The organism is Pseudomonas sp. BP01, assembly GCF_022760795.1.
Lineage (GTDB): Bacteria > Pseudomonadota > Gammaproteobacteria > Pseudomonadales > Pseudomonadaceae > Aquipseudomonas > Aquipseudomonas putida_Q.
On sequence record NZ_JAFBKA010000018.1, the window covers coordinates 60,942 to 82,791 of the forward strand.

At 62.8% G+C, this 21,850-nt stretch carries 21 protein-coding genes; 12 read left to right on the forward strand and 9 right to left on the reverse strand.

The genetic code is table 11. The features are described from left to right. Window positions 1-37: 37 nt before the first annotated feature. Together nadE and pncB are read right to left on the reverse strand one after the other, a co-directional pair. Window positions 38-865 (reverse strand): ammonia-dependent NAD(+) synthetase, encoded by an 828-nt coding sequence (nadE, locus tag JOY50_RS17380; RefSeq protein WP_132844085.1) that lies wholly within the window; start codon window positions 863-865, stop codon window positions 38-40. A 3-nt stretch (window positions 866-868) separates the two neighbouring features. Beyond that, entirely contained in the window at window positions 869-2,074 is a 1,206-nt protein-coding gene (gene pncB / locus JOY50_RS17385) for a nicotinate phosphoribosyltransferase (protein ID WP_132844088.1), read from the reverse strand. 525 nt (window positions 2,075-2,599) lie between these two features. Here pncB and JOY50_RS17390 point away from each other — a divergent pair. From JOY50_RS17390 to JOY50_RS17415, 6 genes are all read left to right on the forward strand, one after another. Next, a complete protein-coding gene (locus JOY50_RS17390; RefSeq protein ID WP_025752459.1) occupies window positions 2,600-3,736 on the forward strand; it encodes a branched-chain amino acid ABC transporter substrate-binding protein in 1,137 nt (378 codons plus the stop codon). A gap of 154 nt (window positions 3,737-3,890) precedes the next feature. Beyond that, window positions 3,891-4,805 carry an ABC transporter permease subunit gene (locus JOY50_RS17395; RefSeq protein WP_016489422.1) on the forward strand — a complete coding sequence of 305 codons (915 nt, stop codon included), beginning with the start codon at window positions 3,891-3,893 and terminating at the stop codon, window positions 4,803-4,805. Between the two features lie 2 nt (window positions 4,806-4,807). Further along, window positions 4,808-6,109 carry a high-affinity branched-chain amino acid ABC transporter permease LivM gene (gene livM, locus JOY50_RS17400; protein WP_243055575.1) on the forward strand — a complete coding sequence of 434 codons (1,302 nt, stop codon included), beginning with the start codon at window positions 4,808-4,810 and terminating at the stop codon, window positions 6,107-6,109. After that, window positions 6,106-6,981 carry an ABC transporter ATP-binding protein gene (locus tag JOY50_RS17405; protein WP_019471451.1) on the forward strand — a complete coding sequence of 292 codons (876 nt, stop codon included), beginning with the start codon at window positions 6,106-6,108 and terminating at the stop codon, window positions 6,979-6,981. The genes livM and JOY50_RS17405 overlap by 4 nt, the downstream gene beginning before the upstream one ends. Then, window positions 6,978-7,694 carry an ABC transporter ATP-binding protein gene (locus JOY50_RS17410; RefSeq protein WP_019471450.1) on the forward strand — a complete coding sequence of 239 codons (717 nt, stop codon included), beginning with the start codon at window positions 6,978-6,980 and terminating at the stop codon, window positions 7,692-7,694. Before JOY50_RS17405 ends, JOY50_RS17410 begins: the two co-directional genes overlap by 4 nt. Before the next feature lie 693 nt (window positions 7,695-8,387). Then, window positions 8,388-9,155 (forward strand): SDR family oxidoreductase, encoded by a 768-nt coding sequence (locus JOY50_RS17415; RefSeq protein WP_243055576.1) that lies wholly within the window; start codon window positions 8,388-8,390, stop codon window positions 9,153-9,155. A 101-nt stretch (window positions 9,156-9,256) separates the two neighbouring features. Here the strand turns inward: JOY50_RS17415 and JOY50_RS17420 are convergent, their stop codons facing one another. The 3 genes from JOY50_RS17420 to JOY50_RS17430 form a co-directional block, all read right to left on the reverse strand. Next, the gene (locus JOY50_RS17420) at window positions 9,257-10,354 is read right to left on the reverse strand and encodes an AGE family epimerase/isomerase (RefSeq protein ID WP_138736283.1); all 1,098 of its coding nucleotides are present in this window, start codon (window positions 10,352-10,354) and stop codon (window positions 9,257-9,259) included. 175 nt (window positions 10,355-10,529) lie between these two features. After that, complete coding sequence (locus JOY50_RS17425; protein WP_019471447.1) at window positions 10,530-11,162, reverse strand: TetR family transcriptional regulator; 633 nt, start codon at window positions 11,160-11,162, stop codon at window positions 10,530-10,532. Window positions 11,163-11,284: 122 nt separating this feature from the next. After that, window positions 11,285-11,647 (reverse strand): hypothetical protein, encoded by a 363-nt coding sequence (locus JOY50_RS17430; protein ID WP_132844095.1) that lies wholly within the window; start codon window positions 11,645-11,647, stop codon window positions 11,285-11,287. Window positions 11,648-11,987: 340 nt separating this feature from the next. Between JOY50_RS17430 and JOY50_RS17435 the strand changes: the two genes are divergently transcribed. Further along, on the forward strand, window positions 11,988-14,054 hold the full coding sequence (locus tag JOY50_RS17435) for an AsmA family protein (RefSeq protein WP_243055577.1): 2,067 nt from the start codon (window positions 11,988-11,990) through the stop codon (window positions 14,052-14,054). A 111-nt stretch (window positions 14,055-14,165) separates the two neighbouring features. Here JOY50_RS17435 and JOY50_RS17440 read toward each other — a convergent pair whose 3' ends face one another. Both JOY50_RS17440 and osmE read right to left on the reverse strand, forming a co-directional pair. Next, a complete protein-coding gene (locus JOY50_RS17440) occupies window positions 14,166-14,696 on the reverse strand; it encodes a bacterioferritin (RefSeq protein WP_132844100.1) in 531 nt (176 codons plus the stop codon). A gap of 47 nt (window positions 14,697-14,743) precedes the next feature. Next, a complete protein-coding gene (gene osmE, locus JOY50_RS17445; protein ID WP_019473586.1) occupies window positions 14,744-15,085 on the reverse strand; it encodes an osmotically-inducible lipoprotein OsmE in 342 nt (113 codons plus the stop codon). Between the two features lie 123 nt (window positions 15,086-15,208). Between osmE and JOY50_RS17450 the strand changes: the two genes are divergently transcribed. Further along, complete coding sequence (locus JOY50_RS17450; RefSeq protein WP_019473587.1) at window positions 15,209-16,099, forward strand: triacylglycerol lipase; 891 nt, start codon at window positions 15,209-15,211, stop codon at window positions 16,097-16,099. 10 nt (window positions 16,100-16,109) lie between these two features. Here the strand turns inward: JOY50_RS17450 and JOY50_RS17455 are convergent, their stop codons facing one another. Beyond that, window positions 16,110-16,982, reverse strand: a complete 873-nt coding sequence (locus JOY50_RS17455) for a DMT family transporter (RefSeq protein ID WP_132844102.1) — start codon at window positions 16,980-16,982, stop codon at window positions 16,110-16,112. Between the two features lie 127 nt (window positions 16,983-17,109). Here JOY50_RS17455 and JOY50_RS17460 point away from each other — a divergent pair, with 127 nt between their 5' ends. From JOY50_RS17460 to JOY50_RS17470, 3 genes are all read left to right on the forward strand, one after another. Continuing rightward, window positions 17,110-17,898, forward strand: coding sequence for a helix-turn-helix transcriptional regulator (locus JOY50_RS17460; protein ID WP_132844105.1), 789 nt, complete (start codon window positions 17,110-17,112; stop codon window positions 17,896-17,898). A gap of 62 nt (window positions 17,899-17,960) precedes the next feature. Next, window positions 17,961-18,248: a PsiF family protein gene (locus JOY50_RS17465; protein ID WP_016501850.1), complete on the forward strand. Its 288-nt coding sequence runs from the start codon at window positions 17,961-17,963 to the stop codon at window positions 18,246-18,248. A 70-nt stretch (window positions 18,249-18,318) separates the two neighbouring features. Continuing rightward, window positions 18,319-19,326: an AI-2E family transporter gene (locus tag JOY50_RS17470; protein ID WP_016501849.1), complete on the forward strand. Its 1,008-nt coding sequence runs from the start codon at window positions 18,319-18,321 to the stop codon at window positions 19,324-19,326. 134 nt (window positions 19,327-19,460) lie between these two features. Here JOY50_RS17470 and JOY50_RS17475 read toward each other — a convergent pair whose 3' ends face one another. After that, on the reverse strand, window positions 19,461-20,732 hold the full coding sequence (locus JOY50_RS17475; RefSeq protein ID WP_243055578.1) for an Hsp70 family protein: 1,272 nt from the start codon (window positions 20,730-20,732) through the stop codon (window positions 19,461-19,463). A gap of 164 nt (window positions 20,733-20,896) precedes the next feature. Here JOY50_RS17475 and cbpA point away from each other — a divergent pair, with 164 nt between their 5' ends. Continuing rightward, entirely contained in the window at window positions 20,897-21,850 is a 954-nt protein-coding gene (cbpA, locus tag JOY50_RS17480) for a curved DNA-binding protein (RefSeq protein WP_019473592.1), read from the forward strand.

The following is a 21,850-nucleotide window of genomic DNA, read 5'->3' on the forward strand; positions in this document are numbered from 1 at the left end:
TGACAATCCTGTGGGAGCGGGCGTGCCCGCGAAGCTTTTACGGGGCGAACGGCAGTTCGCGCTTGTGCTGGGTCTTGCGGTAGGTAGCAACGATGATATCGAACGCCGCCTGATCAACCGGCAACCCATGCAGGAAAGCGTCGATCTGCTGGTAGGTCACGCCATGGGACGCTTCGTCCGGTTTGCCCGGCTCCAGGTCCTCAAGGTCGGCAGTCGGCACCTTCTCCACCAGTGCCTCTGGTGCGCCAAAGCTGCGCGCAATGGCCCGTACCTGGTTCTTCACCAGCCCGCTCAGCGGCGCCAGGTCGCAGGCACCATCACCAAACTTGGTAAAGAAGCCCATCACCGCCTCGGCGGCGTGGTCGGTACCGATCACCAGGCCCGCGCGGGCGCCGGCGATGGTGTACTGGGCAACCATGCGGGTACGTGCCTTGACGTTGCCCACCACAAAGTCCACCAACGTCGGCGAGCCGTTCTTCAACGCCTCCACTTCAGCGGCCAATGCACGCACCGCCGGGGCGATATCCACCGTGTGCACTTCATCGGCCTTGATCACGTCCAGGCAGGCCTGGGCGTCATGTTCGTCATGCTGCACCTGGTAGGGCAGGCGCACGGCAATGAAGGTGTAGGCCTTGTCGCCGGTTTCGGCGCGCAGTTCATTCACGGCGCGCTGGGCGAGCAGGGCGGCAGTCAGCGAGTCGACACCGCCGCTGATGCCCAGCACCAGGGTCTTGAGCCGGGCGTTGGCCAGGCAGTCCTTGATGAACGCCACACGCCGGGCGACTTCGGCCTCAAGCGCGGTAGCGTCGGCGAACGGCGGCTGTACCTTCAGCGCCTGGGCAATCTCTTGCTGAACCGCTTGCATGGGTTACTCCTTGCTGGGGACTTTGAATACGTGGCGCATGTAGGCGACGAAGTTCTCGTCACGGCACTGGGTCTTGGCGGCTTCGTCCGAGATCTTGGCCACCGGCGCGCCGTTACAGTCGGTCATTTTAAGCACGATGCTCATCGGGGCCACACCCGGTATGTCACATGTCAGGTTGGTGCCGATGCCAAAGCTGACGTTGATGCGACCACGCAGGGCACGGAAGATCTCCAGCGAGCGGGTCAGGTTGAGGCCGTCGGAAAACACCAGGGTTTTGGTCATCGGGTCGATACCCAGCTTCTGGTAATGGGCAATGGCTTTCTCCGCCCAGGCCACCGGCTCGCCCGAGTCGTGGCGCAGGCCGTCGAAGAGCTTGGCGAAGTACAGGTCGAAATCGCCGAGGAACGCATCCATGGTGATGCAGTCGGTCAGGGCAATGCCAAGCAGGCCGCGGTACTCGCGCACCCAGCAGTCCAGTGCGGCGATCTGGCTGTCGATCAGCCGTGGGCCGAGCTGCTGGTGGGCCATGATCCATTCATGGGCCATGGTGCCCAGCGGCTTGATATCCAGTTTCCATGCCAGGTCGACGTTGCTGGTGCCGACGAAGCGGGCCGGGAAGTCGTCGCGTAGCACCCGCACCACGTCTTCCTGGACACGGCTGGAAAAACGCCGACGGGTGCCGAAGTCGGCTACCTGCAGTTCGGCCAGTTCGTCATCGCTGGCATGCGCACGCAGCCAGTCGAACTTGCGGTACAGCTGGTCGCGCGCTTCGGCCAGGCGCATGTGCGGGTGCAGATGGCGGTTGCGCACTTCGCTGATGATGGCCAGCAGCGGGACTTCGAACAGGATCACATGCAGCCACGGGCCTTTCAGGCGCAGGAACAGCTGGTCGTTTTCAATGCCGATACGCACGTACCGAAGGTTGAAGCGGAACAGGCGCAGAAAGCGCAGGAAGTCGGGCTTCAGGAAGCTGATGCGTTCGAGGAAGGCCAGCTGGCCATCATCCAGGGTGAGGTCGCTGAGCAGTTCGAGCTGGTGGCGGATATCGCCCAGGTAAGGGCGCAGGTCCTCGCCGTTGCGGCAGCGGAATTCCCATTCGACGTCGGCGTCCGGGTAGTTGTGCAGCACACCCTGCATCATGGTGAGTTTGTAGAAGTCGGTGTCGAGCAGGTTGTGCACGATGCGCTCGGCGAATGCGCTTTCGCTCATCAAGGGGGCTCCGGAAGCGGCGAATGGCCGACATTGTGCCAGCCTTTTACACCTTGTGTGGCTGTTCCGGCCTCTTCGCGGGCTCGCCCGCTCCCACAGGGACCCCGCTGAGACACAGGTGAGCGCCATACCTGTGGGAGCGGGCGAGCCCGCGAAGAGGCCGGAACAGCCAAAACAGAGGTGTTTTTCTGTGCACCGGCTAGCCTTCAAACGGTGCCGCCTGTAGCAGTCGCGCACCAGCGGTGTGCACTTCGGTGACGTCCGCTGTTACAGGGCGGTTGCACGTAAACACTTGCCAGGGTTGCAATGATGGCACATGGCGGTTGCTCCTTGTCTGTACGTGTGGTGGCGCCTGCCGCGCGGCAGACGGTTGCACGCTCAATAAAGAAAAGGCCGTCGGTCGCCTGCAGTGCACCTGCGCAGTGTGTTTTCCCGGAAGACAAAACCTATGGCACGGCCCTTGCTCTGAGCACAGGGTTGAGAAGTTGTAGTGCCAACCAAAAAAAACTCTAGGAGCACCACCTCATGTCGCAGACGTTTTACAAGAAAGGTTTCCTGGCACTGGCCGTCGCTACGGCCCTGGGTGTTTCTTCGTATGTTCAGGCCGACGTCAAGATCGGTGTAGCGGGCCCAATGACCGGGGCTAACGCGGCGTTTGGCGAGCAGTACATGAAAGGTGCGCAGGCAGCGGCCGACAAGATCAACGCAGCCGGTGGCGTCAACGGCGAGAAAATCGTCCTGGTCAAAGGCGACGATGCCTGCGAACCGAAGCAGGCCGTGGCGGTAGCCAACCGCCTGGCCGATCAGGACAAGGTGATCGGCGTAGTGGGCCACTTCTGTTCTTCCAACACCATTCCGGCGTCCGAGGTGTATGACGAAGCGGGCATCATCGCCATTACTCCGGGCTCTACCAACCCACAAGTGACCGAGCGCGGCCTCAGCGCGATGTTCCGCATGTGCGGCCGTGACGACCAGCAGGGCATCGTGGCCGGTGACTACATCGTCGACGTGCTCAAGGGCAAGAAAGTCGCGGTGCTGCACGACAAGGACACCTACGGCCAGGGCCTGGCCGATGCGACCAAGGCGCAGCTTGAGAAGCGCGGCGTGAAGCCGGTGCTGTATGAAGGCCTGACCCGTGGCGAGAAAGACTTCAGCGCCGTGGTTACCAAAATCCGCTCCACCGGTGCCGACGTTGTCTACTTCGGCGGCCTGCACCCAGAGGCCGGCCCGCTGGTACGCCAGCTGCGCGAGCAGGGCCTGAAGGACGTCAAGTTCATGTCCGATGATGGCATCGTCACCGACGAACTGGTGTCTACCGCTGGCGGCGCGCAGTACGTCGATGGCGTGTACATGACCTTCGGCGCCGACCCGCGCCTGCTGCCAGACAGCAAGGCGGTGGTGGAAGAGTTCCGCAAGGCCGGTACCGAACCTGAAGGCTACACCCTGTACGCCTACGCCTCGCTGGAAGCCTTGGCCGCTGCGTTCAACGGCGCCAAGTCGAACAAGGGCGAAGACGCGGCCAAGTGGCTGAAGGCCAACCCGGTCAAGACCGTCATGGGCGAGAAGAAGTGGGACAGCAAGGGTGACCTGACCGTGTCCGACTACGTGGTCTACCAGTGGGACAAAGACGGTAAGTACCACCAGCTGGAAAAACAAAAATAATAACGGCCCACGGCCCGGGCTGATGCTCGGGCCCAAGCCCCTGCGGTACCTGTCTTTATTCGGAGATCTGCACGGTTCTGCACTGCGGGGGCCGCTTTATCCGTGGCCTGCTGTGGTCGGCGCTCGTGCAATCTCCATCAGGTGAGATTGCGTTATGGATGGTATTTTCCTGCAGCAACTGGTCAACGGCCTGACCCTCGGGTCGGTCTATGGCCTGATCGCCATCGGCTACACAATGGTCTATGGCATTATCGGCATGATCAACTTCGCGCACGGCGAGGTGTATATGATTTCCGCGTACCTCGCGGCAATCAGCCTGGCATTGCTGGCCTACTTCGGCGTCGAGTCGTTCCCGCTACTGATGTTGGGTACGCTGTTGTTCACCGTCGTCGTCACGGGCGTCTATGGGTTCACCATCGAACGCATCGCCTACAAACCCCTGCGTAACTCCACCCGCCTGGCGCCGCTGATCAGTGCCATCGGCATCTCGCTGATCCTGCAGAACTACGCACAGATCAGCCAGGGCGCCCGCCAGCAAGGCGTGCCCACCCTGCTTGAAGGGGCTTTGCGTGTCGAAGTCGGCACCGGCTTCGTGCAACTGACCTACACCAAGATCTTCATCCTGATCGCCGCCTTCGTGGGCATGGGCCTGCTCACCTACGTGATCAAGTACACCAAGCTCGGCCGCATGTGCCGTGCCACCCAGCAAGACCGCAAGATGGCCTCGATCCTGGGCATCAACACCGACCGGGTGATTTCCTACGTGTTTGTCATCGGTGCGGTAATGGCCGCCCTGGCCGGTGTGTTGATCACCATGAACTACGGCACCTTCGACTTCTACGCCGGCTTCATCATCGGCATCAAGGCGTTCACCGCCGCAGTGCTCGGTGGTATCGGCTCGCTGCCTGGCGCCATGCTTGGCGGCATCATCCTGGGTATTTCCGAGTCGCTGTTCTCTGGCCTGATCAACTCCGACTACAAGGACGTGTTCAGCTTCTCGCTGCTGGTGATGATCCTTATCTTCCGCCCACAAGGCCTGCTGGGTCGCCCGCTCGTGGCTAAGGTGTGAACATGTCCGTTGCCAAAACTGCCTCTGTCAGCGAAACCAAGGGTTTCGACCTTAAACGCAGCCTGCTGGAGACCCTCGTCGCCGGCCTGCTGGCACTCATCGTGTTTGGCCCGGTCGTCGGCGTAGTGCTCGACGGCTACACCTTCAATGCCGAGCCGCGCCGGGTGGCCTGGCTGGTCGGCGGGGTGATGGTGGGGCGCTTCCTGCTCAGCCTGTACCTGCAGAGCGCCGCTGGCGTGCGCATGCTCCAGGGCTTCGACAGCGGTGGCTCGGGTGTGCATGTGAACGCACCGGACTACAAGTCGCGCTTGCGCTACATCATCCCGGCGCTGGTGGTGATTGCCATCGTCTTCCCGATCTTTGCCAACAAGTACCTGCTGACCGTGGTCATCCTCGGCCTGATCTACGTGTTGCTGGGGCTTGGCCTTAACATCGTGGTCGGCCTGGCCGGCCTGCTCGACCTGGGCTACGTGGCGTTCTATGCCATTGGTGCCTACGGCCTGGCACTGGGTTACCAGTACCTCGGCCTGGGTTTCTGGAGCGTGCTACCCCTGGCGGCCATCGCCGCCGCGTTGGCGGGGTGCATACTGGGCTTCCCGGTGCTACGAATGCACGGCGACTACCTGGCTATCGTGACCCTGGGCTTTGGCGAGATCATCCGCCTGGTGCTGAACAACTGGTTGTCGTTCACCGGTGGCCCCAACGGCATGCCGGCCCCTTCGCCAACCTTCTTCGGCCTGGAATTCGGCCGCCGGGCCAAGGATGGCGGGGTACCGATCCACGAGTTCTTCGGCTTCGATTACAACGCCAACCTCAAGTTCGTGTTCATCTACGCGGTGCTGTTCCTGGTGGTGCTGGCTGTGCTTTACATCAAGCACCGCCTCACCCGCATGCCGGTCGGCCGCGCTTGGGAAGCGCTGCGTGAAGACGAGATCGCCTGCCGCTCGATGGGCCTGAACCACGTACTGGTCAAGCTTTCGGCGTTTACCCTGGGGGCCTCCACTGCCGGCTTGGCCGGGGTGTTCTTTGCCACCTACCAGGGCTTCGTCAACCCGTCGTCGTTCACCTTCTTCGAGTCGGCGCTGATCCTCGCCATCGTCGTGCTGGGTGGCATGGGCTCGACCGTGGGCGTAGTGATCGCGGCGTTCGTGCTGACCGTGGCGCCCGAACTGCTGCGCAGCTTCTCTGAATACCGGGTGCTGTTGTTCGGGGTGCTGATGGTGCTGATGATGATCTGGCGACCGCGTGGGCTGATCCGCATCAGCCGTACCGGTGTGACCCCGCGTAAAGGAGTGGCGCCATGAGCGACGATATCATTCTCTCGGTCGACAACCTGATGATGCAGTTCGGCGGCATCAAGGCGCTGAGCGATGTCAGCCTGAAGGTCCGGCGCAACCAGATATTCGCCCTGATCGGCCCCAACGGGGCGGGCAAGACCACGGTGTTCAACTGCCTGACGGGTTTCTACAAGGCCAGTGGCGGGCGCATCGAGCTGAACGTGCGCGGCAGCCACACCAACGTCATCCAGCTGCTTGGCGAGCGCTTCCAGGCGGCGGACTTCATCTCGCCGGCGCGCTTTGCCAACCGCATGTACTACAAGATGTTCGGCGGTACCCACCTGGTCAACCGCGCAGGCCTGGCGCGCACCTTCCAGAACATTCGCCTGTTCAAGGAAATGTCGGTGGTGGAGAACCTGCTGGTGGCCCAGCATATGTGGGTCAACCGTAACCTGCTGGCCGGGGTACTCAACACCAAGGCCTACCGCAAGGCCGAGAGCGATGCGCTGGACCACGCATTCTACTGGCTGGAAGTGGTCGACCTGGTCGACTGCGCCAACCGCCTGGCCGGCGAGCTGTCGTACGGCCAGCAGCGCCGCCTGGAAATTGCCCGGGCCATGTGCACGCGGCCGAAGATCATCTGCCTGGACGAACCGGCGGCGGGCCTGAACCCGCAGGAAACCGAAGCCCTCAGCCGCATGATTCGTGTGCTGCGTGACGAGCACGACATCACCGTGGTGCTGATCGAGCACGACATGGGCATGGTCATGAGCATTTCCGACCATATCGTGGTGCTGGACCACGGCAACGTGATTGCCGAAGGCGCGCCGCAGGAAATCCGCCACAACCCGACGGTGATCGCCGCCTACCTGGGTGCAGATGAAGAGGAACTGGTATGAGTGCACCCATTCTCGAACTGAAAGACCTGGACGTGTTCTACGGGCCGATCCAGGCGCTGAAAAAGGTTTCGATGCACATCAACGAGGGCGAGACGGTCAGCCTGATCGGTGCCAACGGGGCTGGCAAGTCGACCCTGCTGATGTCGATCTTCGGCCAGCCTCGCGCTGCGTCCGGGCATATCGTTTATCGAGGCACCGACATTACCCGCAAGTCGTCGCACTACATTGCTTCCAACGGTATCGCCCAATCGCCGGAAGGGCGCCGGGTGTTCCCCGACATGTCCGTCGAGGAGAACCTGATGATGGGTACCATCCCCATCGGCGACAAGCATGCCGATGAAGACATGCAGCGCATGTACGAGCTGTTCCCGCGGCTGAAGGAGCGGCGTAACCAGCGGGCCATGACCATGTCCGGGGGCGAGCAGCAGATGCTGGCGATTGCCCGGGCGCTGATGAGCCGGCCGAAGTTGCTGTTGCTGGATGAGCCCTCGCTGGGGCTGGCGCCGATCGTGGTCAAGCAGATCTTTTCGACCCTGCGTGAGCTGGCCAAGACCGGGATGACCATTTTCCTGGTGGAGCAGAACGCCAACCATGCGTTGAAGCTGTCCGACCGGGCGTATGTGATGGTCAACGGGGAGATTCGCATGACCGGGACCGGGCAGGAGCTGCTGGTCAACGAGGAAGTGCGCAACGCCTATCTTGGCGGGCACTGAGTTACATCCGGGGCCGCCTTGCGGCCCATCGCCGGCAAGCCAGCTCCCACAGAGATCGCACAAACCTTGAAGGCAGTGTTTTACCTGTGGGAGCTGGCTTGCCGGCGATGGGCTGCAAAGCAGCCCCATTTCCCATGTGGACAACTTGCCGCGTCTTGCTCTCGATACCCGCCAATATTCCCTCGCAAGCCCTTGTTTCCACAGGCTTGATCTTGTCCACGGATAATGTGGAACCGCCTGTGGAAAACATGGTGGCATCTCGCTCAAGCCCTTTGATATCGTGCCCTGCAGCGATGCGATCATTTTTTGATCACATCCTTCCTGTGGATGACTTTTCAAGCTTTTTCACAGGCCCGAAAGCACCTCCAAATCAGCGCCAAGGCTGTGGATAACTCTGTGGGAAAACCTTGGACAGACTGCTGCAGGCAGCATGCTTGAAAGCTTTGCATCCTCACCGAAAAGATATCCACCGACCACGCAACGCTGAAAGGGTTCCGCACTGTGGACGAGTTGCCCCCAATCCGTGGGGAAAGCCTTGTGGATAACATGCGCATAGCTGGCGCCGAGCCTTCTGCCGCAAGGGTTTGCCGCACATGTACAAAAAATGTACAGCCCCCTGAACGGCTTGCTGCCAGCGCACGGCGCGGGCATGCTGCAAAGCTGCCGATGACAACCTACCGTGAGGAACAGAGCATGACGTTCACCGTATTCATCACTGGCGCCACATCCGGTTTCGGCGAGGCCACCGCCCGCCGCTTTGCCGAAGCTGGCTGGAAGCTGGTGCTCACTGGCCGCCGCAAGGAGCGCCTGGACGCCCTGTGCGCCGAGCTGTCGGCCAAGACCGAAGTACACGGCCTGGTGCTTGACGTGCGTGACCGCAAGGCTATGGAACAGGCTATCGCCAGCTTGCCGGCCGGGTTCGAAAAGATTCGCGGCCTGGTCAACAATGCCGGCCTGGCACTGGGTGTGGATGCGGCGCAGAACTGCAGCCTGGACGACTGGGAAACCATGGTCGACACCAACATCAAGGGCCTGATGTACACCACCCGCCTGCTGCTGCCACGCCTGATCGCCCACGGTCGCGGCGCGTCGATCCTCAACGTAGGTTCTGTGGCGGGCAACTACCCGTACCCGGGCAGTAATGTGTACGGCGGCACCAAGGCTTTTGTCGGCCAGTTCTCGCTGAGCCTGCGCTGCGACCTGCGTGGCACTGGCGTGCGCGTGAGCAATATCGAGCCGGGCCTGTGCGAGAGCGAGTTCTCGCTGGTGCGCTTCGGCGGTGACCAGGCCAAGTACGACGCCACTTACGCGGGTGCCGAGCCGATCCAGCCGCAGGACATTGCCGAGACCATCTTCTGGATCCTCAACCAGCCGGCGCACATCAACATCAACAGCCTGGAGCTGATGCCGGTGAGCCAGGATTGGGCTGGGTTCTCCATCGACCGTTCGGTCAAGGGCTGATTCAGGAAAGCGGGGCCGCTTTGCGGCCCATTCGCAGCACAAGGCTGCTCCTACAGGCATTGCGCAGGTTTCTGTAGGAGCAGCCTTGTGCTGCGAAAGCGTCAGCTCAGACGCTGCAACCCTTCCAGGCAGGTCGCCAAATGATAGGGCGTAGTAGAAGGCATATCATGCCGGCTGACGTTGCCCTCACCATCCCGGCACTCATACCAGCCTGCTTCCCGCAAGAACCGCGCTTCCAGCACCTGCAACTGCTCCGGCAATTTCGCCTCCCCGCCAGCGCGCAGCACCAGCGCTCGCAGGTACTCCGCCTGTGCCCAAACCCGTTGTGTGGCATCCAGCACCTGGCCATCCACATCCAGCATCGCCAGCACTGCACCATTCTTCACCCCGAACTGCTCGGCAAAGCCGAACGCCCGGTCGATGGATGCATGCAGCGGCGTGTCACGCAGCAGCGGCGAGGTATGCAGCAGGTAGAACCACTCGAACTGGTGCCCCGGCTCGAACCAGTTATCCACAGCCCCGCGTGGCTTTTCCAGCATCAGGCCGTGGGCCGGTTCGATGAAGTGCGCCTCAAGCGCCCGGCACAGTTGCAGCAGCGACTGCTGGGTATGTTCATCGTCACGCACCGCCAACACCTGCAGGAACGCCTCGGCCAGGTGCATCTGCGGGTTCTGCAGCGGGCCGCTGGCGAGGTCTGCCCAGTCTTCGCCCAGGCTGGCTTCGTACAGGCCGTCGTCACGGGCGAACTGTTGGTCGATGATGTCCAGCGCGGCGTTCAGTGTGGATTCCACCAGGCTTTCGCGCACCTTGCCCCAGTAGTGCGCGCAGGCAAACACGATGAACGCGTGGGTGTACAGGTCCTTGCGCCGGTCCAGCGGCTTGCCCTGGGCGTCGATGCTGTAGAACCAGCCACCGTGTTCGGCGTCGTGAAAATGCTTTTGCAGCGAGCGGAACAACGCCGCCGCCCGCTCGGCTGCGCCCGGTTGCCCGATACGGCTGCTGAACAGGTACAGCTGGCGTGCGCAGGCCATGGCCCGATAGCGCTGCACCGGCAAGGGCTGGTGCTGGGCGTCCAGGGCCTCGTAGGGCAGGGCCAGGTCGGCATTCCAGCCCGGGCCTTGCCACAACGGCACGATGCATTCGGCGAAGTGCTGGTTGAAGCGGGCCAGTTCAGGCAGGGTGGGGCGGGGGTCGGACATTTCGGCGCTCGTCGCTGTCGGGCAGGGCGCCATGGTAGCAGAACTGGCGTTTTCAGTAGCCTGTGCCGGCCCCTTCGCGGGCTTGCCCGCTCCCACAGGATCACCACAGGCCCGAGCTATATGGGTGACCTGTGGGAGCGGGCAAGCCCGCGAAGGGGCCGGCACAGGCAACCCATCAGCCCGGGTTGCCGAGCCCTTGCCAATGCCGCGCGCCGACGAAGATGAAGCGCAATTGCTGGGTGATCTTTTCCTGCGCCGTCAGTGCCTGTGGATAACTTGAATCGGGGCTGTCGATAAGCTCGGGCAGGGTAGCGAACACGGTCTTCACTACCAGGTCGGCCATCACCGCCAGTGCGGCGCTGTCCAGGTGCTGCCAGCGCTTCATGCGCGCAAGGTCGGTGGCCAGATCGTCGCTGATATCCTGGCGCAGGCGGGCGATGGCTTGGCGCACGGCCTGTGAGCCGCCGTACTGTTCGCGGGCCAGGAACAGGAACTGCGCGCGGTGGGCGGCTACCACGTCGAGGAAAATGCGCACCGAAGCATCGGTGATGCCGCCCAGTTCGAATTCGTTCTGGCGCACCAGGCGGATGGTCTGGCGGAAGGTGGTGTCGATTTCGGCCACCAGGGCCAGGCCCAGGGCGTCCATGTCGGGGAAATGCCGGTAGAAGCCGGTCGGCACGATGCCAGCGGTCTTCGCCACTTCGCGCAGGCTGACACTGCCGAAACCACGGCCACTCTCCATGAGCAGGCAGGCGGCATCGAGCAGGGCCTGGCGGGTCTGTAGCTTCTGTTCGGCGCGCGGCAGCATGATGCGGGCTTCTGTGACGGTAAGGCTGGGCACTCTAGATAAAAAAACAAAGCCCGGTCAATGGACCGGGCCTGGAGGGGAGCAAGCGGTGTGACATAGGTTGTTCTTTTCCGCCATGGTGATCAGCTCACACGGCTGATTTCAACCAGGCGATCGGAGCCACCTTCAGCAACGCGGCCAGCCTGTTCGATCAGGCGATCGGAGCCACCTTCAGCAACGCGGCCAGCCTGTTCGATCAGGCGATCGGAGCCACCTTCAGCAACGCGGCCAGCTTGTTCGATCAGGCGGTCCGAGCCACCTTCGGCTACGCGGCCAGTGCGTTCGATCAGGCGATCAGAGCCACCTTCGGCAATGGTTTTCAGCGGCTGGGCGATTTCGGCAGCGCTGGAGCGGGATTCGGCGGTGAGGTGTTGCTCGTCGGCTGGCAGGGCAAAAGCGTTGGCAGCCAGGATGGACAGGGTCAGGGTCAGCAGGTGGCGTTTCATGATTTCGGTGCTCCTCTCGGGGGCTGGAAAGTGGGTACGGAGCCAATGCTACGCTCGGTAACGCCAGAGAGAAGTTCATACGGGTAATGGTAACAATCGACCGCATTGATAGAGGTTGGAAACCTCTCTAGAAAGCCCTTTTCCGGTCGGCTGGCGACGACTTGAACCGGCTGCTGCCGGGTGGCAGGCAGCGCCTGGCGCGACGTATTGCTGAGCAAAGGGCCAGGAAAACTTCGCTATCATGGCGCTCTCGATAAAACCCCACGGGTTTTCCACAGTCCGACATATTGACTGCCATCGCTGCACCCGTTTTGTGCCATACCGCAAGGAGAATCACGCAATGACGCGTCCCGCCAGAATCCTCCTCTGGGCCCTCGCCACCCTGTTAACCCTGCTGGCGATTCTGGTGGTGGTGATCGCTACCTTCGACTGGAACCGCGTAAAGCCCCTGCTCAACGAAAAGGTTTCCGAGGCCCTGCACCGGCCCTTCGCAATCAACGGCAACCTGGCCGTGCACTGGCGCACCGAGCCTGAAGAGGGTGGCTGGCGTGCCTGGGTGCCATGGCCGCATTTCATTGCCGAGGACCTGACCCTGGGCAACCCGGATTGGCTCAAGGAACCGAAGATGGTCGGCCTGGAGCGCGTGGAGTTCCGCCTGGCGCCGTTGCCGCTGCTGTTCCAGCAGATCAGCATCCCGCGCATCGACCTGACCAAACCCACTGCCAGCCTCACTCGCCTGGCCGATGGCCGTGCCAACTGGACGTTCGACTTCGGCCCCAAGGATGAAAACGCAGAACCGTCCACATGGAAGCTGGACATCGGTGCGATCGGTTTCGACCAGGGTAATGTCAGCTTCGACGACCAGACCCTGAAAACCAGCATGAAGGTGCAGATCGACCCGCTGGGCAAGCCGATCCCGTTCAGCGACATTGTCGGCAAGGCCAGCGCCGAGAAGGCCGGTGGTGCACAGGACTACGCCTTCGGCCTCAAGGCCCAAGGCCGCTACAAAGGCCAGCCGGTGTCCGGCACCGGCAAGATCGGCGGCCTGCTGGCCCTGCAGGACGCCAGCCAGCCGTTCCCGCTGCAAGCCGATGTGCGCATCGCCGACACCCATGTGGTGCTCGCCGGCACCCTGACCGACCCGCGCAACCTCGGCGCGCTCGACCTGCGCCTGCGTCTGTCCGGTGCCAGCCTGGGCAACCTTTACCCATTGACCGGGGTGACCCTGCCGGACACCCCGGCCTACTCGACCGACGGTCGTCTCAGCGCCAACCTGCATGCGCCGCAAGGCGCAACGTTCAACTACCAGGGCTTCAACGGCAAGATCGGTGACAGCGACATCCACGGTGACCTGGCCTTCGTCGCCAGCCAGCCACGGCCCAAGCTGTCCGGCAACCTGGTGTCTAACCAGTTGCTGTTCAAGGACCTGGCGCCGCTGATCGGCGCCGATTCCAACGCCGAGCAGAAGGCCCGCGGTGGTGCCAGCAAGCAGCCGACGGGCAAGGTACTGCCGGTTGAAGAATTCCGCACCGAACGCTGGCGCGCGATGGACGCCGACGTCACCTTTGCCGGCAAGCGCATCGTGCACAGCACGCAACTGCCGTTCAATGACCTGTCGGCCCATGTGATGCTCGAAGACGGTCTGTTGCGCCTGGAGCCCCTGCGGTTTGGCGTCGCCGGCGGCAACCTGGCCTCCAAAATCCGCCTGGACGGCCGCAGCGTGCCCTTGCAGGGCCGCGCCCAGCTGACTGCCCGGGGCTTCAAGCTCAAACAATTGTTCCCCACCTTCGCACCGATGCAGACCAGCTTTGGTGAACTGAATGGCGATGCCGACATCAGCGGCCGTGGCAATTCGGTTGCGGCCTTGCTGGGGACGGCCAATGGCGACCTGCGCATGCTCATCAACGATGGCGCGATCAGCCGCAGCCTCATGGAAATCGCCGGCTTGAACGTGGGCAACTACGTGGTCGGCAAGCTGTTTGGTGATGAGGATGTGAAGATCAATTGCGCAGCGGCCGATGTCGGTCTCAAGGACGGCCTGGCGACTACGCGGTTGTTCATCTTCGATACCGAGAACGCGATCATCTACATCAACGGCACGGCCAACTTCGCCAGCGAGCAGCTGGACTTGAAGATCACCCCGGAATCGAAAGGGCTGCGTCTGTTCTCGCTGCGTTCGCCGCTGTATGTGCGGGGGCCGTTTGCCAAACCGAATGCGGGTGTACAGGCGTTGCCGCTGGCGCTGCGCGGAGCGGGAATGGTGGCGCTGGGGGTGGTGGCTGGGCCGGCGGCAGGGTTGCTGGCGCTGATTGCGCCCAGCAGCGGGGATGATCCCAACCAGTGCACGCCGCTGTTGCAGCAGATGAAGGCGGGCAAGGCGCCAGCTGAAGTGAAAGGCAAGAAGTGATGGGGGCCGCGTTGCGGCCCATTCGCGGCACAAGGCCGCTCCTATAGGGGAAAGCGATCCCTTGTAGGAGCGGCCTTGTGTCGCGAAAGGGGCGCAAAGCGCCCCCAGCAATTACAGCCCTTGCAGCAGGTCGGACATGTCGTCCGCGTGCTCTTCTTCCTGGGCCAGGATGTCTTCGAAGATGCGCCGCGTAGTCGGGTCCTTGTCACCGATGTACTGGATGATCTCGCGGTAGCTATCAATGGCAATCCGCTCTGCCACCAGGTCTTCCAGCACCATCTCTTTCAGCGAATTACCCGCCACGTACTGGGCATGGGAGTTTTTTGTCAGGTTATCCGGGTTGAAGTCCGGCTCACCGCCCAACTGCACGATGCGCTCGGCCAACTTGTCGGCATGTTCGGCTTCCTGGTTGGCATGCTCCAGAAACTCCTCGGCAGCCGCGCTGGCCTTGATGCCGCTGGCCATGAAGTAGTGGCGCTTGTAGCGCAGCACGCAGACCAGCTCGGTGGCCAGCGATTCATTCAGCAAGCGCAGGATTTCCTGACGGTCGGCGTGGTAACCCTCGGTCACGGCGCCTTGCTCCACATGCTGGCGGGCACGTTCGCGCAGGGTTTTCACATCGGTCAGTTCAGTCGCATTCATGTTCATCTCCGGAAGCATCAGGGTGGTCATGGGAGGTCTTGAGAGGCTTACGCGCCGCGGACGGCGTCGCTGTCTTCTTCACGTTGTTTGCAGGTTTTGAAGCCCTTGGCATCGACGTGGCCGGTGGCATCGAAGCGCACGTAGTAGGGCTGCTGTTTGCCGTCGCGGTTGAGGATGTAGTCGTTGCAGGTACCCCCGTGCGGCAGGTCGATCACATTCGATGGGCTGCCGCCGATGGCGATGACCTTTTGCATGGTCATGCCGTGCTCCACCTGCTTGACCAGCGGTTCGTCGCGGTAGGTGACATAGTCCACCGGGTTTTCCGGGCGGCTGCCGCAGGCGGCCAGGGTGGCGCTTGCCAGAAGGATTGCCAGGGTCTGCTTGTACATGGTCCCGCTCCTTGCAAAGGGTCTGTGTGGTTTGGAACCACAGCGCGCGCCGGGAGTTCGATTGCGATGGTCATGATTGGCGCTGTAGTGTTGGCCGGTCGTCCACGGAAAGGGGCTGGGGTAATGCAGCAGGAATTGGCCACGCGATACCCGTTGGTGCTGGTGCCGGGCATGCTCGGGTTTGTCCGGGTAGTGCTCTACCCCTACTGGTTCGGCATCGTTCCAGCCCTGCGCAAGGGCGGGGCGCAGGTGTTCCCGGTGCAGGTGTCGCCGCTGCATTCCAGCGAAGTGCGCGGCGAGCAGTTGCTGGAGATCATCGAAGATATCTGCACCCGTACCGGTGCCGACAAGGTCAACCTGATCGGCCACAGCCAGGGTGCCCTGAGCGCGCGCTACGCAGCCGCCAAGCGGCCGCAGCGTGTGGCTTCGGTCACCTCGGTGGCCGGCCCCAACCACGGCTCGGAACTGGCTGACCACCTGGAGCGCACGGCGCCTGGCGATTCACCCCAGGGGCGCATCCTCAAGGCCGTGCTGCATGGTTTTGCCGTGTTGCTGGTGTGGCTGGAAACCGGCTGGCGCCGCGACCCGCTGCCGGTCGATGTGCACGCCTCGCACCAATCGCTGACCACAGACGGGGTGGCGCTGTTCAACCAGGCGTATCCACAGGGGCTGCCGCAGACCTGGGGCGGCGAAGGGGCCTATGAGGTCGATGGCGTGCGCTATTACTCGTGGTCCGGCACCTTGCAGCCCGGCCTGACCGACCAGGGGCGCAACCGCTTTGACGGCAGCAACCGCTTCTGCCGCCTGTTCGCGCGCGGCTTCGTCAAGGAAAAGGGCCATTGCGACGGCATGGTCGGGCGTTTCAGTTCGCACCTGGGGCAGGTGATCGGCGATGACTATCCACTCGATCACCTGGACATCGTCAACCAGTCGCTCGGCGCCGTGGGCAAGGGCGCCGAGCCGGTGCGGCTGTTCACCGAACATGCAGCCCGGCTCAAGGCTGCCGGGCTTTAGTTTCAGGGCTTCAGCGGCGTATCGGCGTGCTCCAGCGCTCGGCCAGCACTACCCCTGCCAGGGTCAGCAGGCCGCCGACCAGGTGATAGCGCGCCAGTTGCTCGTCGAGCACCACGGCGGCGATCAGTGCGGTGATCAATGGCAGCAGGTTGAAGAACAGCGTGGTGCGGCTTGGCCCCAGCCGATGCACGGCCTGCATCCACACCAGCGGCGCGATCATCGAGGCCAGCACGCAGGCATACAGCACCAGGCCAGTGTTATGGCTGTTCAGGCCGGTCTTGTCCGACAGCAGGAACAGCGGCAGCAGCACCACGATTGCCACCAGCACCTGCAAGTAGAGCAACTGCAAGGGTGGCAGGCGCAGCTGCCATTTCTTCAGCAGGAAGCTGTACAGCGCATAGGCAAGGGTGGCGACCAGCATCAGCAGGTCGCCGCTGTTCAAGCCCTGCTGCAGCAGGCTGGCGGGGTGGCCGGCACTGACCACTTCCAGCACGCCGAAGAATGACACCACCGCGCCCAGCAGGGCGCCGTAGCTCAGGCGCTGGCCCAGCCAGGCGATGGACAGCGCCAGCGACATCAGCGGCATCAGCGAAAGGATGATGCCCATGTTGGTGGCGCTGGTGATGCCGGCGGCAAAATAGGCCAGGCTCTGGTACATCGCCATGCCCAGCACGCCCAGCACGAATACTTTGCCCAGGTGTGGGCGAATGGCTGCGCGGTTGCGCCACACGGCGGGCAGCAGGAATGGGGTGAACAGCAACCCGGCCAGCAGCCAGCGGTAGAAGCCGATCTCGGCAGGGTGGATGGCGCCAGCGGACATCTTGGTGACCACGGTGTTACCGGCCCAGATGAGGATGGCGGTGAGGGGGAACAGGTAATTCATGTAGCGGGTTACTCATTGGGGCCTGGATTGGGCCTGCAAGGCAGGCCCTCGATAGGCCTGTATTATCGAGTGTCTGTCCACAAGCCTATACTCTTATCCAGACAACCCACCCCGCAAAGCAGACAGCATGCCGCGCAAATACCTCGATATCCCCCAATTCACCCAACTGCCGGCCCCGGTGTACTTCCGCCACGACGAGTTCGTTGCCGACACCCACAGCGCTGTGCACTGCCACGCCTGGGGCCAGCTGAACTACTCGGCTCACGGCGTGATGCACCTGGATGTGGCCGGCCAGCGTTTCCTGTCGCCGCCGCAATACGCCGTGTGGGTACCGCCCGATACCGCGCATGGCTGCTACAACCCCCAGGCCATCGTCTACCGCTCTATCTATCTCGACCGCAGCCTGTGCGCAGCCCTGCCACCGCAACCGTGCAGCCTGATGATCAGCGATATCCTCAAGGCCATCCTCGGCGACTTTGCCCGGCGCGACCTCAAGGTGGCGGAGGACGAGCGCGACCAGCGCCTGGTGCAGGTACTGCTCGACCAGCTGCTGCTGGCGCCTACCCAGGCCTGCTACCTGCCGTTTGCCCGCAGCGATGGCCTGCGCCAGGTACTCGACGCCCTCGGTGCCGAGCCCGGCGACAACCGCCCGCTGGCCGACTGGGCCGCCCGTGTGCATGTCAGCGAACGCACCCTGGCCCGCCAGTTTTTGCGCGAACTGGGCATCAGTTTTGGCGAGTGGCGCCTGCGCCTGCGTTTTCTGCGTGCCATCGAAGCGCTGGAGGCCGGCCTGCCGATTCAGGCCATTGCCTTCGACCTGGGCTACAGCAGCGCGTCGGCGTTCATCGCCATGTTCCAGCGCCAGGCTCAGTGCACCCCCGAGCAGTACCGCCGGCAGGCACGGGCGGGGCGCTGAAATTCTTGGCTACACTCAGCTCGACCCCCGTGCGTCGGGCACGGAGCCAAGGAGACCACTCCATGAAAGTGCTGCAAATTCCATTGCTGGCGTTGGCTGTGTTGTTCAGTGCTCAGGGCTTCGCGGCCAATACGGCGCAGCAGGAAAAGATGAAAACCTGCAATGCCGACGCTACTACCAAAGCCCTCAAGGGCGATGAGCGCAAAGCGTTCATGAGCACTTGCCTGAAGAAGGACGTGCCACAAACCCAGCAGGAGAAGATGAAGACCTGCAACGCCGACGCCACCACCAAAGCCCTGAAGGGTGACGAGCGCAAGGCGTACATGAGCGACTGCCTGAAGAAGAAATGACCTGCGCCTATGCCTGCGCCGCCAAGGCTGGCAGACTGCGGGCATTCCCGCTGTCTGCCGTCGAGGCTGTATGACCTTTACCCCCCGTCAGATCACTCTGGCCAGCCTGATCATCGTCATGGCGGGCCTGCTGCTGGCTTTGCCCCTGAAGTTGCTGCCCAGCCTGCTGGCCGGCCTGCTGGTGTTCGAACTGGTCAACATGCTGACCCCGCGCCTGCAACCGCTGCTGGCCGGCCAACGCGCGCGCTGGCTGGCCGTGGCGCTGCTCGGTACGCTGGTGGTCATTACCTTGACGCTGTTGATTGCCGGTGCCTTCAGCTTTTTGTTGCACGAGGCGGAAAACCCTGGCGCCTCGCTGGACAAGTTCATGGCCCTGGTCGAGCGTGCCCGCGGTCAGCTGCCGCCCTTCATCGAAGGCTACCTGCCCGCCAGTGCCGCAGAGTTCAAGGTGGCCATCGGCGACTGGATCAAGAGCCACCTGAGCGACTTGCAACTGGTGGGCAAGGGCATGGCGCACATGTTCGTGACGCTGCTGATCGGCATGATCCTCGGCGCGATCATCGCCTTGCAGCGTATTCCCGATGTTTCCCGGCGCAAGCCCCTGGCGGCAGCGCTGTTCGAGCGGCTGAACCTGCTGGTGAAGGCGTTTCGCAACATCGTGTTCGCGCAGATCAAGATCTCGCTGCTCAACACGGCCTTTACCGGCATCTTCCTGGCGGTGGTGATGCCGCTGTTCGGCGTGCACCTGCCGCTGACCAAGACGCTGATCGTGCTGACCTTCCTGCTCGGCTTGCTGCCGGTGATCGGCAACCTGATGTCCAACACCCTGATCACCATCGTCGGCCTGTCGCTGTCGATCTGGGTGGCGGCGGCGGCACTGGGCTACCTGATCGTCATCCACAAGGTCGAGTACTTCCTCAACGCGCGGATTGTTGGCGGGCAGATCAGTGCCAAGGCATGGGAGCTGCTCCTGGCGATGCTGGTGTTCGAGGCGGCATTCGGGCTGCCCGGGGTGGTGGCGGGGCCGATCTACTATGCCTACCTGAAGAGTGAGCTGAAGCGCGAAGAGCTGGTCTGATTCTCTATTAGCCTGTACCGGCCTCTTCGCGGGTAAACCCGCTCCCACAGGTACTGCACAAGTCTCAAGTACTGTGCGATCCCTGTGGGAGCGGGTTTACCCGCGAAGAGGCCAGTCCAGGCCATAGAGATGAATCAGGCAGCGCCGTAACGCTTGCGGGCTTCGATGGCCAGGCCGCTACCAATGCTGCCAAAGATGTTGCCTTCCACATGCCGCGCATTCGGCAGCATCGCCGACACACTGTTGCGCAGCGCCGGAATGCCGCTGGAGCCGCCCGTGAAGAACACTGTGTCAACCTGGCCTTCGCTCACGCCAGCCTTGGCCAGCAGCTCGGTCACGCTGCCGCGCACACGCTCCAGCAAACCTTCGATCGCCTCTTCGAACAGCGCTCGGGTCAGTTGCGCAGTCAGTTCGGGCTCGACACGGCGCAGGTCGATGTGGCGGCTGTCTTGCTCGGTCAGCTCGATCTTGCTGGCCTCCACTTCCATCGCCAGCCAGTGCCCGGCGCGCTGCTCGATCAGTTTGAACAGGCGGTCGATGCCAAAACTGTCCTCGATGTCATAACGCATGCTGCCCAGCGCCAACTGCGACTTCTGCGAGTACAGGGCGTTGATGGTGTGCCAGGTGGCCAGGTTGAGGTGGTAGCTGGTGGGCATCAGTGCCCCGCTTTTCATGCGGCTGCCGTAGCCGAACAGCGGCATCACGCCCTGCAGGCTCAGCTGCTTGTCGAAGTCGGTACCGCCGATGTGCACCCCGCCGGTGGCGAGAATGTCGCTTTGGCGTTCGGCGATCAGGTGGCGCTCGGGCGACAGGCGGATCAAGGTGAAGTCTGAAGTACCGCCGCCGATGTCGACGATCAGCACCAGCTCTTCACGGCTGATGCCCGACTCGTAGTCGAAGGCCGCGGCAATCGGCTCGTACTGGAACGACACATCCTTGAAGCCGATCTTGCGCGCCACGTCGGCCAGGGTGTCCTCGGCTTCCTGGTCGGCAGCCGGGTCTTCGTCGACGAAGAACACCGGCCGGCCCAGCACCACCTGGTCGAACTCACGGCCAGCGGCAGCCTCGGCGCGCTTTTTCAGCTCGCCGATGAACATGCCCAGCAGGTCCTTGAACGGCAGGGCGCTGCCCAGCACGCTGGTATCGTGCTTGATCAGCTTGGAGCCCAGCAGGCTCTTCAGCGAGCGCATCAGGCGGCCTTCGTAGCCTTCCAGGTATTCATGCAGTGCCAGGCGGCCATACACCGGGCGCCGTTCTTCGATATTGAAGAACACCACCGAGGGCAAGGTGATCTTGCCGTCTTCCAGGGCAATCAGCGACTCCACGCCAGGGCGGTGCCAACCGACCGTGGAGTTGGAGGTGCCAAAGTCGATGCCCAGGGCGCGGGCCGGGGATACGTCAGACATGGGAAATCAGCTTCCGGAGGGAAAACGGCCGCGCAGTTTATGCCACTTGGCTACAGAATCAAGACCAGTCGTCTGCCATGGCGCAAACCCAAGGCGGTCTTGAAAGGCTATGCTTGACCCCTATCTTCTGTTGCAACACGCACATTCACATTGGTGATCCACAGATGGACTTCAAAGACTATTACAAGATACTCGGCGTAGAGCCCACGGCGGACGACAAGGCAATCAAGGCCGCGTACCGCAAGCTTGCGCGCAAGTATCACCCCGATGTCAGCAAGGAGCGCGACGCCGAGGACAAGTTCAAGGAGGCCAACGAGGCCTACGAAGTGCTGGGCGACGCGCAGAAACGGGCCGAGTTCGACGAAATTCGCAAGTATGGCGGCCAGCATGGCCGGCCGTTCCAGGCACCACCGGGCTGGGAGAGCCGCGGCGGTGGCGGCGGCTTCGAGGGCGGCGACTTCTCCGACTTCTTCAGCTCGGTCTTCGGTGGGCGGGGTGGCAACCCCTTCGGTGGCGCCCGGCAGCAGCAACGCAGTGCCGGCAGGCGAGGGCAGGATGTGGAGCTTGAACTGGCGGTGTTCCTTGAAGAGACCCTGAGCAAGGAGTCCAAGCAGATCAGTTTCCAGGTGCCGCAAACCAATGCTTTGGGCCAACGCACCGGCTTCACTACCAAGACCCTGAACGTGAAGATTCCGGCCGGCGTAACCGACGGCGAGCGTATCCGCCTGAAGGGGCAGGGCGCGCCGGGCAGCGGTGGTGGGGCCAATGGCGACCTGTTCCTGACCATCCGCATGGCACCGCACCCGCTGTTCGATGTCGAAGGCCATGACCTGATCATCACTGTGCCGCTGGCACCGTGGGAGGCGGCCCTGGGCACCAAGGTGGCCGTGCCGACCCTGGAAGGCAAGATCAACCTGACCATCCGCCCCGATAGCCAGAGCGGCCAGCGCCTGCGCGTACCGGGCAAGGGGCTGGCGAACAAGAGCGGTGAGCGCGGCAACCTTTATGCGCAACTGAAAGTGGTCATGCCGCCGGCTTCCGATGAGGCTGCCCGCGAACTGTGGACCAAACTTTCCGAGACCGCGGCGTTCAACCCGAGGACACAATGGAGTAAGTGA